At 64.3% G+C, this 11,635-nt stretch carries 15 protein-coding genes; 4 read left to right on the top strand and 11 right to left on the bottom strand.

Features of this window, described 5'->3' with window-relative positions; all coding sequences use genetic code 11:
* On the bottom strand, positions 1 to 653 hold a 653-nt coding region (locus tag U1E69_RS15170), incomplete at its 3' end, for a WD40/YVTN/BNR-like repeat-containing protein (protein ID WP_416200294.1).
* 122 nt (positions 654 to 775) lie between these two features.
* Between U1E69_RS15170 and U1E69_RS15165 the strand changes: the two genes are divergently transcribed.
* Positions 776 to 1,708 (top strand): nucleoside hydrolase, encoded by a 933-nt coding sequence (locus U1E69_RS15165; protein ID WP_322245250.1) that lies wholly within the window; start codon positions 776 to 778, stop codon positions 1,706 to 1,708.
* 21 nt (positions 1,709 to 1,729) lie between these two features.
* Here the strand turns inward: U1E69_RS15165 and U1E69_RS15160 are convergent, their stop codons facing one another.
* From U1E69_RS15160 to U1E69_RS15140, 5 genes are all read right to left on the bottom strand, one after another.
* Positions 1,730 to 2,689 carry a hypothetical protein gene (locus U1E69_RS15160; protein ID WP_322245249.1) on the bottom strand — a complete coding sequence of 320 codons (960 nt, stop codon included), beginning with the start codon at positions 2,687 to 2,689 and terminating at the stop codon, positions 1,730 to 1,732.
* Positions 2,686 to 2,946 (bottom strand): hypothetical protein, encoded by a 261-nt coding sequence (locus U1E69_RS15155; protein WP_322245248.1) that lies wholly within the window; start codon positions 2,944 to 2,946, stop codon positions 2,686 to 2,688. Before U1E69_RS15155 ends, U1E69_RS15160 begins: the two co-directional genes overlap by 4 nt.
* A 290-nt stretch (positions 2,947 to 3,236) precedes the next feature.
* Complete coding sequence (locus U1E69_RS15150) at positions 3,237 to 3,503, bottom strand: Txe/YoeB family addiction module toxin (RefSeq protein WP_322245247.1); 267 nt, start codon at positions 3,501 to 3,503, stop codon at positions 3,237 to 3,239.
* 4 nt (positions 3,504 to 3,507) lie between these two features.
* Positions 3,508 to 3,765 carry a type II toxin-antitoxin system prevent-host-death family antitoxin gene (locus U1E69_RS15145; RefSeq protein WP_322245246.1) on the bottom strand — a complete coding sequence of 86 codons (258 nt, stop codon included), beginning with the start codon at positions 3,763 to 3,765 and terminating at the stop codon, positions 3,508 to 3,510.
* Positions 3,766 to 3,946: 181 nt separating this feature from the next.
* Positions 3,947 to 4,960: a sensor histidine kinase gene (locus U1E69_RS15140; RefSeq protein WP_322245245.1), complete on the bottom strand. Its 1,014-nt coding sequence runs from the start codon at positions 4,958 to 4,960 to the stop codon at positions 3,947 to 3,949.
* Between the two features lie 205 nt (positions 4,961 to 5,165).
* Between U1E69_RS15140 and U1E69_RS15135 the strand changes: the two genes are divergently transcribed.
* Positions 5,166 to 5,471 (top strand): hypothetical protein, encoded by a 306-nt coding sequence (locus U1E69_RS15135; protein ID WP_322245244.1) that lies wholly within the window; start codon positions 5,166 to 5,168, stop codon positions 5,469 to 5,471.
* A gap of 4 nt (positions 5,472 to 5,475) precedes the next feature.
* Here the strand turns inward: U1E69_RS15135 and U1E69_RS15130 are convergent, their stop codons facing one another.
* Genes U1E69_RS15130 through U1E69_RS15120 form a run of 3 tightly spaced genes read right to left on the bottom strand, consistent with a single transcriptional unit; the run spans position 5,476 to position 7,532 of the window.
* On the bottom strand, positions 5,476 to 5,994 hold the full coding sequence (locus U1E69_RS15130) for a gamma carbonic anhydrase family protein (protein ID WP_322245243.1): 519 nt from the start codon (positions 5,992 to 5,994) through the stop codon (positions 5,476 to 5,478).
* Positions 5,991 to 6,635 (bottom strand): guanylate kinase, encoded by a 645-nt coding sequence (gene gmk, locus U1E69_RS15125; RefSeq protein WP_322245242.1) that lies wholly within the window; start codon positions 6,633 to 6,635, stop codon positions 5,991 to 5,993. The genes U1E69_RS15130 and gmk overlap by 4 nt, the downstream gene beginning before the upstream one ends.
* A 3-nt stretch (positions 6,636 to 6,638) precedes the next feature.
* Positions 6,639 to 7,532, bottom strand: coding sequence for a YicC/YloC family endoribonuclease (locus tag U1E69_RS15120; RefSeq protein ID WP_322245241.1), 894 nt, complete (start codon positions 7,530 to 7,532; stop codon positions 6,639 to 6,641).
* 144 nt (positions 7,533 to 7,676) lie between these two features.
* Here U1E69_RS15120 and U1E69_RS15115 point away from each other — a divergent pair, with 144 nt between their 5' ends.
* Positions 7,677 to 8,291 (top strand): PAS domain-containing protein, encoded by a 615-nt coding sequence (locus tag U1E69_RS15115; protein WP_322245240.1) that lies wholly within the window; start codon positions 7,677 to 7,679, stop codon positions 8,289 to 8,291.
* A 63-nt stretch (positions 8,292 to 8,354) separates the two neighbouring features.
* Here the strand turns inward: U1E69_RS15115 and U1E69_RS15110 are convergent, their stop codons facing one another.
* Complete coding sequence (locus tag U1E69_RS15110; RefSeq protein WP_322245239.1) at positions 8,355 to 9,725, bottom strand: class II 3-deoxy-7-phosphoheptulonate synthase; 1,371 nt, start codon at positions 9,723 to 9,725, stop codon at positions 8,355 to 8,357.
* A gap of 155 nt (positions 9,726 to 9,880) precedes the next feature.
* Here U1E69_RS15110 and U1E69_RS15105 point away from each other — a divergent pair, with 155 nt between their 5' ends.
* Positions 9,881 to 10,900, top strand: coding sequence for a GlxA family transcriptional regulator (locus U1E69_RS15105; RefSeq protein ID WP_322245238.1), 1,020 nt, complete (start codon positions 9,881 to 9,883; stop codon positions 10,898 to 10,900).
* On the opposite strand, the gene U1E69_RS15100 is transcribed toward U1E69_RS15105, so the two are convergent.
* Positions 10,897 to 11,635, bottom strand: a 739-nt coding sequence (locus U1E69_RS15100; protein WP_322245237.1) for a PQQ-dependent sugar dehydrogenase, incomplete at its 5' end; no start/stop codon positions are given. The genes U1E69_RS15105 and U1E69_RS15100 overlap by 4 nt on opposite strands.

The following is an 11,635-nucleotide window of genomic DNA, read 5'->3' as shown; positions in this document are numbered from 1 at the left end:
CCGCCATCCCGGCTCTGATAGACCCCCTGGTGGTTCTGCATCCAGATCAACCCCTCCGCCGCCCCGAAGGCAAGGTTGTGGACGCAACTGAAGATCTCGTCCTCGCGCCGGATCTCTTCGCCGTCCCAATGCCGCGGCAAGGCCCCCGCGGGCCCCGGTCGGTTTCCGCGCCGGTTCCGCTGCTGCCAGCTTTTCCCGCCATCCCGGGACTCGAACACCCCCGCCGCCGAGATCCCGACCCACAGCCCACCCTTCCCGTCGGAAAGGATCGTGTGCAGCGTCAGCCCCGCCGCCCCTGGCTGCCACTGGTCCGCTCCCGGTTGGTCCGTCAGCGCCTCCAGCCTGGCCCAGGTCTCGCCCCCATCCAGGCTTTCAAACAGATACGCAGGCTTTGACCCCGCCAGCAGCCGGTCGCGGTCGAAACACAGCGACCACAGCTGCTCGGCCCCCTCGAACGGCCCCGTCGACACCGCCCACGCGCCGCCGACCCGCCGCCAGACCCCCGCGGCATGCCACCCACTTCCCCCGGCCGCAAAGATCTCGCCCCCGCGCCCGACCGCATGGTTGATCGGCCAGCCCTCGCAGAACGGCCCCTGCACCCGGCCGCCGTCCAGCACGAAAAGCCCTTTCGTCGTCCCGACCAGTAGCTCCATCGCCAGCCTCCTCCGCTTCGACGCCGAAAAGCCTACGCCCCTTCCCCCGCATTGCACGCCTTTTCCTGACCATCTGGACAAACTAGCCCCCTTCCCGCTTACTCCCGCGAAAGGAGCCCCCCATGTCCCGCAAGATCATCATCGACACCGACCCCGGCCAGGACGACGCCGTCGCCATCCTCCTCGCGCTGGCCTCGCCGGAACTGGAGGTCCTTGCCCTCACCGCCGTCGCCGGGAACGTGCCGCTCGCCCTCACCCAGAAGAACGCCCGCCAGATTGTCGAGCTTTCGGGCCTCAAAACCCCCGTCTACGCCGGCTGCGACGCCCCTTTGAAGCGCAAGCTCGTCACCGCCGAATACGTCCACGGCAAGACCGGCCTCGACGGCATCCCGCTGCCCGAGCCCACGCACCCCCTCCAGCACCAACACGCCGTCGACTACCTCATCGACACCCTCCGCGCCCACGCGCCCGGCACCATCACCCTCTGCCCCCTCGGCCCCCTCACCAACATCGCCACCGCCTTCCAGCGCGCCCCCGACATCATCCCCCGCGTGGCCGAGATCGTCCTGATGGGCGGCGGCTGTTTTGAGGGCGGCAACGTCACCCCCGCGGCCGAGTTCAACATCTACGTCGACCCCGAAGCCGCTGATATCGTGTTCAAATCCGGCGTCCCCCTGGTGGTCATGCCCCTCGATGTCACCCACAAGGCCCTGACCTCGCGTCCTTGGGTCGAAGGCATGCGCGCCCTCGGCACCCCCGTAGGCACCGCCGTCGCCTCCTGGACCGATTTCTTCGAACGCTTCGACACCGCCAAATACGGCAGCGAAGGCGCCCCCCTGCACGACCCCTGCGTGATCGCCTACCTTCTGGAGCCCGCCCTCTTCACCGGCCGCCACATCAACGTGGAAATCGAGACGGGGAGCGAGCTTACCCTCGGCATGACCGTCGCCGACTGGTGGCGGGTGACTGGCCGCGAGCCCAACGCGATGTTCATGGGCGGCGTGGACCGGGACGGGTTCTACCGGCTTTTGACGGAGCGGTTGGGGAGGTTGTGAGGGGAGGGTGGTCGAGCTGAACTAGTCATTGCCGGTTACGAAGGGCCTAATCTTGTCATCGACGAACTGATTTGGTTTCCATCCACCCAGTAGCCGATCTACCAAGAACATATCGATTCCGGATAGGACCATGCCTGACGCTGTTCCGACTAAAGGAGACGCGACAGCACTCAAGGCAATCCCTGCGCCACCGAAGGCAAGATATCTTAGCGTCTTTCTTGGTAGTTTCTCCAGCCAGCCTCTTTTTGACACTTCATTGAAGTACTCGCGCGCGATCGTCTTGTCTTCGCCTACTCCGATAATCCACTTCTTGAATTTTTCGGCTTCCTCTACAACATCAAGGAACTCTAGAAAAGTTCGTTCACCGTTGTTAATCGCGTTAGCTATGCTGCTACCAGAGAGAACCCACTCATTAAACTCAAGCGCTTGATCCTTGAAACAATCAGACGAGCGAGCTATCCGTTCCAAATCGCTTGCAATTATTCGGGACGCCGTCCTTGTGTGAAACAAATCTGCGTTCATCTGAGCCGCGAGCCCCAGCCCTGCTTTTGCCTCCAAGACTTCTGTTAGTATGCTAGCTACTGATGGGGGACCAATCTCAGGTGGCCAGTGTTTCCTCCATTCACTAGAGATATGATCAAAATCAATGTTTGTCTCGACAACGAAGTTTCCATTAAAATCATGTGATCGGACATACATTTTTTCCGGAAGATCAATGGTTGGAATAAGTCCCTGCAAAACGATCCGCGCAGTTTGCGCCATGAACTCCGAGTCAAAGACCGCCAACCTTGCGCTTTCGATGAGGTCTTTGCCTGCCAGCCCGCGATCAAATGAGCTTGACTTAAGGAACTGTGACAGAAAGTCCGCTCCCTTGCGAGTGCGGAAGTCAGAGCCAAGCTTTCTTTTGTAGACCTCCCTGACCCTTTCCTCTTTGCTTAATTGCGATCGACGCGGATTCTCGCTCGCGAGAGAGAAGATCACAAAGCTATGCGACTGGATCCCTGCATCGTAGTGCCCGTTGCAAGATTATCAGAAACCAGCGTCGCCTTCACCGATGGCAATTGCACCAATCGAACCAGAGCATCATGCCCAATCGCATCAAGTAATTGTCCGAGATTTGCGTGGTCGAGAAGGAGTTCGATCTCGCCATAGTAGAGAATCGCCTCTGCAATTTGACCAGCATCAACATGAAACCCCGACTGTTGGTCGGAGCGTCTATAAATGGCTCGCTCAAACAAATTCCAAACCCCTACCCTTTTACTCACTTCAGCCGAGACAGGCTATACCATGCTTCAGCCTGCCGTAGGTTGGCTGATCTGACGCACCATCCCCCACCCCCAACCGGCACCCACAGCGTCCTCGACCCCGCCGGGAACTCCAACCACTCCGCCTGCCCCAGATACCACGCCCTCGCAGCCTAGTCCTTCGCCTGAACCAGCACCGCCGCGATGCCGATGCTCTGGGCGGCCCCCGCGATCCGGCGCAGGGCGTCGGCCAGCGCGCGACGTTTGCAGGGTCGCGGACACTTTTAATAATGATACCGCACCTGCGCCACCTCCAGCGCCTGCGCGGCCCCCGCACCAGACACGCGATACACCAGCCTATGCTCCGAGGTGATCCGCCGGGACCACCAGCCCGACAGATCGCCTTTCAACGGTTCGGGCTTTCCCGTCCCCCGGAACGGATCGCGCATCGTCTCCTTGATCAGCAGGTTGACCCGCTCCAGCACCTTCGGGTCATTGGACTGCCAGTGCAGGTAATCCTCCCAGGCCCGGGCGGCGAAGATCAGCCGCATGGGCCTAGGTGCCGTCGCTCAGCGCCCGTTCGATGCCCCCGCCTGCCTCCAGTTCGGCAATCGCCTCATGCAGGCGCGCGGCGTTGCGGGGTGAGGACAACAGGTGCAGCGTCTCCTGAATGCTATCCCATTCATCCTTGCCGACCACCACCACAGCCTCCTGGCCCGCGCGGGTGATCACGGTTTCCTGCCGGTCGTGGATGGCCGTGTCCATCACCGCTTTCAGGTGCTTGCGCGCGTCGGAATAGGTGATCAGATTCATCGGTGCCTCCAGGGAAGGTTGTTGCCCTTAGTATATGTACAAAAAATTGTACATTTCAAGGGCGGATTACGATTAACCACCCCCTTAACAAATCCTTAACGCCCACGCGCAACCCCTTGCTTCCAAACCATAATCCGAAAATATCCACCGTGGACAACCGGAGTCCTTTGCGGCCCCCACCTCACCCCAGCGGCAGGACGACCGAGAACCGGCTCCCCTCGCCCACCACGCTCTCCACCCGCAGCCAGCCCCGGTGGCGGCTCACGATGTGCTTCACGATGGCCAGCCCCAGCCCCGTCCCCCCCATCTCGCGGGACCGGTGGGAATCGACCCGGTAGAACCGCTCCGTCAGCCGCGGCAGGTGGACCGGGTCGATCCCCTCGCCCTCGTCCGCGACCTCCACCCGCACAGCAGGCCCCCGCACCGTCTCCTCCGCCGTCAGGGACACCCGCACCACCTGCCCCGTCTTCCCATATTTCAGCGCGTTCTCCACCAGGTTCGTGAAGACCTGCACCAGTTGGTCCGCATCCCCCGGCACCGTCACCGGATCGCCGGTCAGCTCCACCGTATCCCCCTCCTTCTCCGCCACCCCCCGCAGGGACGAGATCACGCTTTCCAGAAGCCCCCGCAGTTCCACCGGCTCACGGGGCCGCACCCTCTCCTCGGCTTCCACCCGGCTGAGCTGCAACAGGTCCCGCACCAGCCGGTTCATCCGCCCCGCCTCGGCCTCCATGATCCCCAGGAACATCTCCCGCGCCTTGGGGTCGTCCTTTGCGGCGTGTTTCAAGGTCTCGATGAACCCCATCAGCGCGGTCAGCGGGGTGCGCAGCTCGTGGGAGACGTTGGCGACAAAATCCCGCCGCAACTCTCCTGCCCGTTCTTCGGTGGTCGCGTCGCGGAAGACGGCCAGCACCAGGTCGCCCTGCGCCGAGACGGTGACCTGGAAGACCGCCTCCTGCCCTTCACGGCGGTGCGTCATCCGCGCCTGCTGCAGGACGCCCGACCGCGAGACCGAGCCGATCGCCTCCAGCACCGCGGGGGCGCGGACCGCCATCGCGGCGTGGCGGCCGACCATGCCGGTGCCAAACAGCGCCTCGGCCAGCGGGTTCAGCGCCACGATCCGGTCATCGCGCCGCACCAGCATCGCGGGCAGCGGCAGGCCAGAGAGCAGCACTTCAGGGTCCAGGGGCATCATTCGCTCGACTTCTCCGGAACAATCGGGCCTCTGCCCTTGTCTTGCGCAGGAATACCAGTAAATTCCCGGTTGTATACGTAACGCGGTGCGGAACCGGCCTTTGCCCGGAACAAGGGTCTGCCCCGGCGTAAGTCAAGAAGACGACGAATTGGCGGCGCCTCACGCATGAAGAGGTCGAGAATTGTCGCAGAAGTTGAGATGCCTGGTGATCGGCATTCCGGAAGCGCGCGCCGCCGAGGGCAGCTTGCGTCCCGAAGAGTTCGCATCGATCCCGCTGGAGGCGTTCGAAGGCCAGCTGCCGCTGCCGTCTACGCTTGAGCTGGTGGTGACGCCATTGTTCTGCAAGACCTTCGACGCATTGGAAATTATCGAAAAGCTGGGGGCCCAGGACTATCGCAAGATGCTGCGGGTGGTGGCACCGAAACTGCCGAACCGGCAGATCGTGCTGCGCGAGCTGCGCAGTCATGCCGCCCGGCAAGGTATCACCATCGAACTGGTCGAGGAAGACTGACCGCTCACACCAGGGTCAGGCCTGCACGGAAGCGGCGGGCGTTGGCCTGGTAGCTTGCGGCCGAGGCGAGCAGTTTGGCGCGGGCCGTCTGGTCCAACTCTCGCACAACCTTTCCGGGAGCGCCCATCACCAGCGAGCCGTCCGGGATCTCTTTCCCTTCGGTGATCAGGGCGCAGGCGCCGATCAGGCATCCGCTGCCGATCCGGGCCCCATTCAGGACCGTGGCGCCCATGCCGATCAGCGTGCCGTCCCCGATGGTGCAGCCGTGCAGCATGGCCTTGTGGCCAATGGTGCAGTTGGCCCCAATGGTCAGCGGATAGCCCATGTCGGTGTGCAGGACCGCGTTTTCCTGCACGTTCGACCCTGCGCCCACCCGGATCTCTTCATTGTCGCCCCGGATCGCCGCGCCGAACCAGATTGAGGCCTCGGCTTCGACGACGACCTTGCCGATCAGGACGGCGGTGTCGGCCACCCAGGCCGAGGGGTCGATCTGCGGGGCGATACCGTCGAGGGCGTAGATCATCGGGCTTCGAACTCCTCGTTCAGGGTGCGGACAAAGGCGGAAAGCTGCGGCTGGCGTTCGCGCTTCAACCGTTCGGCGGTCAGGATGGTCTTCAGGTTTCCGAAGGTGGCCTCAAGGTCCTGGTTCACCAGCACATAGTCGTATTCCGCCCAATGGCTGATTTCGTCCCGGCTTTTCGCCATGCGGCCGGCGATCACCTCATCACTGTCCTGCGCGCGGGTGCGCAGGCGGCGGTCAAGCTCGGCGATGGACGGGGGCAGGATGAAGATCGACACGACATCGCCGCGCATCGCCTGTTTCACCTGCTGGCCGCCCTGCCAGTCGATGTCGAAGACGGTGTCGGTGCCTGCCTGCATCGCCGCTTCGACCGGGCCGCGAGGAGATCCGTAGAAGTTCCCGAAGACCTCGGCATGTTCCAGCATCTGGCCTTCTGCGACCATCGCCTGGAAGTCCTCGCGGCTGCGGAAATAGTATTCGCGGCCGTCCTTTTCGCCAGGGCGGGGCTTGCGCGTCGTGGCCGAGATCGAAAAGCGCATCGTCGGGTCCCAGTCCATCAGCATCCGCGATAGCGTCGATTTGCCCGCTCCGGACGGAGACGAAAGGATAAGAAGCAGCCCGCGCCTGGGCGACTTGGGGGTCATGACCTATTCCACATTCTGGACCTGTTCGCGCATCTGATCGATCACGGTTTTCAGGTCAAGGCCGATGCGGGTCAGCCCCAGCGACTGCGCCTTGGAGCACAAGGTGTTCGCCTCGCGCATGAATTCCTGCATCAGGAAATCCAGTTTGCGACCGGCGGGCTGGCCCTCGGCCAGGTGGGCGCGGGCGGCGGCGACGTGGGCGGTCAGGCGGTCGAGTTCCTCGGTCACGTCGGTCTTGACGGCCAGAAGGGCAAGTTCCTGGGCCAGACGCGCGGGGTCTACGGTCTCGGTCGCGGCAAGGACGCGAGCCACGGCGTCGCGCAGGCTGGCGGCCTGGGTCACGGCGCGGGTGGCGGTCTCGGCCTGCGCCTCGGCGGTCAGGCTGGCGATGCGGTCAAGCTGGGCGGTCAGCACAGCGGCCAGCGCCCGACCTTCCGAGCCACGCATGGCGTGAAAGTCGGCCAAGAGCGCCGGGAAATCCGCCAGCAGCGCCTGGCGCAGCGGCGTGGTGTCCGTATCTTGCGCGGTGGCGTCGATCACGCCGCGCAGCGTCAGCACATCGGCCGAGGTCGGCTGGCGCAACGTCACATGCAGCGCCATCGCTGCAGCCTCGACCCGGCCCAGGGCCGTCAGTGCCGCCCCCAGCGCCGCTTCGTTCAGCCGAAAGGCTGCATCATCCCGGCCTTCGTCCTGGGTGACCTTCAGCGTCAGGCTGACATTGCCGCGGCTGATCGCCTTTTGCAGCTCGGCCCGCAGCATCGCTTCCAGCCCGTCGATCCAGTCGGGCACCCGCAGCCGCAGGTCCAACCCCTTGCCGTTCACCGACCGCAGGTCCCAGGTCCACGTGTAGCCCACGCCCACTCCACGCCGGGCGGCGAAGCCTGTCATCGAGATCATGCGGTCCTTTCAGCGCCACCGGCGCGGGGTGTTTACCATTTGAATAGATTTTCAGCCGAATCTTGTCGATCCGCGCTATTTTCCCTTCATGGCGCGGCGGGCGGTTGACCCGCAAGGGCAAGGATGCGGCCAGTGGAGAGAATGATGAACCTAAGCTTTCTGGATCGGTTCCGCCCGCAGCGCCCCGCGCAGACGCCTGTGGTGTTCGACGGCCTGGCGCACGTGCGCGGCTACTGGGAAGGTTTGCGGCGCGGCGATACGCTGCCGGCGCGGGCGGCCCTTGATCCGCGGGGCCTGAATGGCGTGCTGGACCGGGTGTTCCTGGGCCAGCGGATCGGACGCGGGCTGGTGCAGGTTCGCATCGCTGGCTCGGGCCTGGCTGATTTCGCGGGGATGGATGTGCGCGGGCTGCCGCTAAGCTGTCTTTTCGCGGCAGAATCGCGGCCACAGCTGGCCGAAACGGTCGAGCGCGTCTTTGCCGAACCTGCCGTGGCCGAGGTCGACCTTGGCTCGGACCGGGCGGCGGGGGGCGGGCTTGTGGCGCGACTACTACTTTTGCCGTTGGCCGATGAGGGCGGGATGAAGCTGATACTGGGGGCGATCAGCTTTGCCCCGGGGCCGACGGCACGATGCAAGTTACAGATCCGCAGCTGGCGCGACGAGCGCCTGCCGCGGGCCCCCACACCGCCGACCGACGCGCCGGTCGTCCAGCCGATCCGGCGGGTGGGCCACCTTTCACTGGTGCATGTCAGCGAATAGAAAAAAGCGGCGGGTTGCCCCACCGCCCTTCTGTTGCTTTTCCGGCTATTGCTTTTCCGGCGTTCAGAAAGCGACGCGCCGTGCGGCTTCCCGCTGCGAGGACAGCTCTTCCGCCACCAGGAACGCCAGTTCCAGCGACTGCGAGGCGTTGAGGCGCGGGTCGCAGGCGGTGTGGTAGCGGTCGGCAAGGTTTTCATCCGACACGGCGCGAAGCCCGCCGGTACATTCGGTCACGTCCTGGCCCGTCATCTCGAAATGCACGCCACCGGGGACGGTGCCCTCGGCCTTGTGGATCGCGAAGAACTCGCGCACTTCGCGCAGGACGCTGTCGAAGGGCCGGGTCTTGTAGCCCGAGGCCGCCTTGATCGTGTTGCCGTGCATCGGGTCGCAGGACCAGACGACGTTGGCACCTTCCTGCTGCACCGTCTTGATCAGGCGCGGCAAGTTGTCCCCGACCTTTCCCGCCCCGAAACGGGCGATCAGGGTCAGACGGCCCGGCTCGTTCTCGGGGTTCAGCTTGGCCATCAGGACCTTGAGGTCGTCAGCGGTGGTCGACGGGCCACACTTCAACCCGATGGGGTTCAGCACACCCCGGCAGAATTCGACATGCGCACCGTCGGGCTGACGGGTGCGGTCGCCGATCCAGATCATGTGGCCCGAGCCCGCGACGTTCTGACCGGTGATCGAATCCACCCGGCACAGCGCCTCTTCATACTCCAGAAGCAGCGCCTCGTGGCTGGTGTAGAAATCGACGCGCGACAGCTCGTTGGCGGTGTCCGAATTCACCCCGGCCGCGTTCATGAAGTCCAGCGCGTCGGAAATCCGGTTCGCCATCTCGCGGTAGCGTTCGGCCTTGTCATGTTCGGCAAAGCCCAGCGTCCAGGAATGGACGCGGTGGATGTCGGCAAAACCGCCCGTGCTGAACGCGCGCAAGAGGTTCAGGCTGGCCGCCGCCTGGGTATAGGCCTGCAGCATCCGGTTCGGATCGGCCACGCGCGCTTCGGGCGTCGGCTCGAAGCCGTTGATGATGTCGCCCTTGTAGGAGGGCATCTCGACGCCATTGATCACCTCGGTGGGCGCGCTGCGCGGCTTGGCGAACTGGCCTGCCATCCGGCCGACCTTGATGACCGGCACCTTGGCGGCATAGGTCAGGACCACGGCCATCTGCAGCATCACCCGGAAGGTGTCGCGGATATTGTCGGCGCTGAACTCGGCAAAGCTTTCAGCGCAGTCGCCGCCTTGCAGGAGGAACGCCTTGCCCTCGCCCGCAAGCGCCAGCGATTTCTTCAGCCGACGCGCCTCACCGGCGAAGACCAGCGGGGGGTATTTCGACAGCTGCGTTTCGACTGCGGTCAGTGCAGTCTGGTCGGGATAATCCGGCATCTGGATCCGCGGTTTCGCGCGCCATGCCGTCTTCGTCCATCCCTTGGTCATCGTCCCACTCCGGTCCCGTGCAATCGGCCAGCGGTATACGCCCCCGTTTCCGCCTTTGCAAAGGGCGATTGGGCGAAAACTGCCGCTTTCGGCCCTTGCGGCGGCCCGGAATTTGCGGTTCTTTGGCCCGCAAACGACATGAACAGGTCGCAGACATGACGCTCGCGCCACGAAAAGCCACCCAGACGCAGAAGGCCAGCTCCACCCGGCGCTTTGTCTTCCTGCTTCTGGACAAGTTCACGATGATCAGCTTTGCCGGGGCCATCGAGCCGTTGCGCATTGCCAACCGGGTCTCGGGCGAGACGCTGTATACCTGGGTCCTGTGCGGCGAAGGCACCGAGAAGTCCTGTTCCAATGGTGCCACGTTCCGTCTGGAACTGGGGCTGGAGGAGATGGACCGTGAGGACACGATCCTGGTCTGCGGCGGCCTAGACATCCAGCGCACGACCACCAAGGGCGTGGTCAACTGGCTGCGGCGCGAAGCACGGCGCGGCGTGACCATCGGCGGCATCTGCACAGGGGGCCACGCACTGGCCAAGGCGGGCCTGCTGGACGGCAAGAAGGCCACGATCCACTGGGAAAACCAGGACGGCTTTGCCGAGGAATTCGAGGATGTGAAGCTGACGAAGTCGGTCTACGTCATGGACGGCAACCGCTGGACGACGGCGGGCGGGATTTCGTCGATCGACCTGATGCTGAAGATCATCGCCGCCGATCATGGCGAAGATCTGGCCAACACCGTCGCCGACCAGATGATCTACTCGACGATCCGCACCGACCAGGACACCCAGCGCCTGTCGATCCCTACCCGGATCGGCGTGCGGCATCCGAAGCTGTCCCAGGTCATTCAGATGATGGAGGGCAATATCGAGGACCCGATGTCGCCCGCCGATCTGGCCGAGGAAGTGGGCATGTCGACCCGCCAGCTGGAACGACTGTTCCGCCGCTACCTAAACCGCTCGCCGAAGCGCTACTACATGGAGCTGCGGCTGCAAAAAGCGCGCAACCTGCTGATGCAGACCGACATGAGCGTGATCAACGTGGCACTGGCCTGCGGCTTCGCCTCACCCTCACACTTCTCCAAGTGCTACCGCAGCCACTACAGCACCACGCCCTACCGCGAGCGTGGCACGCAAGGGATGCCCGGTGTCGTCCCGGTTCGGTTGTCGATCTAACTGGCCGAGCCCGGGGCCAGGCGATAGACCGCGCCGTCGAAAACCGACAGGAACCAGATCGATCCGTCCGGGGCCTCGACGATGTCGCGCACGCGTTCGGTTTCGGGGGCGGCAAGCCGTTCCTCCGCAAAGCCGGTCCGGGTGGGGGTGTCGGGGTCCAGCCGACCGATGAAATCGCTGTTCAGCGAACCAAAGAAGATGTCGCCCTTCCACTCTGGCACCAGTGCTCCTGAATAGACCATCAGTCCCGACGGTGCGATGGAGGGGTCCCAGTAGTGCAACGGCTGCTCCATTCCCTGCACTTCGGTCCCCCGCCCGACCGGATCGCCGTTGTAGTTGCGCCCGTAAGAGATGACCGGCCAGCCGTAGTTTCGGCCAAGGTCCGGCGCGTTCAGCTCGTCGCCGCCCTGCGCCCCGTGTTCCACCGTAAGAAGCCGTCCCGTCAGGTCCAGGGCCGCACCCTGGATGTTGCGGTGGCCCAGCGAGAAGGCGCCGGGCAGCCAGCCCTCCTGCGTGACCGCGGGGGTGCCGTCGCGCTTCAGCAGGATCACCTTGCCCGCCACCAGCATCGGGTCCTGCGCCTGCATCCCGCCCGGACCGGTGCCCCGATCACCGGTTGTCAGCGCGACACTCCCGTCCGGCATCTCGACCAGCCGGGCGCCAAAGTGGCGGCCGCCCGGATAGCCTTCGCCCTGAAAAACGATACGGAACCCTTCAAGCCGCGTACCATCGTCC

It is taken from the genome of Tabrizicola sp., assembly GCF_034366665.1.
Lineage (GTDB): Bacteria > Pseudomonadota > Alphaproteobacteria > Rhodobacterales > Rhodobacteraceae > Tabrizicola.
This window is presented reverse-complemented; position numbering and strand designations above follow the sequence as displayed.

Bases quoted from the DNA above. Each gene is read 5' to 3' on its own strand.
- U1E69_RS15165 (WP_322245250.1), top strand. From the start codon at position 776: ATGTCCCGCAAGATCATCATCGACACCGACCCCGGCCAGGACGACGCC.
- U1E69_RS15150 (WP_322245247.1), bottom strand. From the start codon at position 3,503: ATGCGGCTGATCTTCGCCGCCCGGGCCTGGGAGGATTACCTGCACTGG.
- U1E69_RS15145 (WP_322245246.1), bottom strand. From the start codon at position 3,765: ATGAATCTGATCACCTATTCCGACGCGCGCAAGCACCTGAAAGCGGTG.
- U1E69_RS15140 (WP_322245245.1), bottom strand. From the start codon at position 4,960: ATGATGCCCCTGGACCCTGAAGTGCTGCTCTCTGGCCTGCCGCTGCCC.
- U1E69_RS15130 (WP_322245243.1), bottom strand. From the start codon at position 5,994: ATGATCTACGCCCTCGACGGTATCGCCCCGCAGATCGACCCCTCGGCC.
- gmk (WP_322245242.1), bottom strand. From the start codon at position 6,635: ATGACCCCCAAGTCGCCCAGGCGCGGGCTGCTTCTTATCCTTTCGTCT.
- U1E69_RS15120 (WP_322245241.1), bottom strand. From the start codon at position 7,532: ATGATCTCGATGACAGGCTTCGCCGCCCGGCGTGGAGTGGGCGTGGGC.
- U1E69_RS15115 (WP_322245240.1), top strand. From the start codon at position 7,677: ATGAACCTAAGCTTTCTGGATCGGTTCCGCCCGCAGCGCCCCGCGCAG.
- U1E69_RS15110 (WP_322245239.1), bottom strand. From the start codon at position 9,725: ATGACCAAGGGATGGACGAAGACGGCATGGCGCGCGAAACCGCGGATC.
- U1E69_RS15105 (WP_322245238.1), top strand. From the start codon at position 9,881: ATGACGCTCGCGCCACGAAAAGCCACCCAGACGCAGAAGGCCAGCTCC.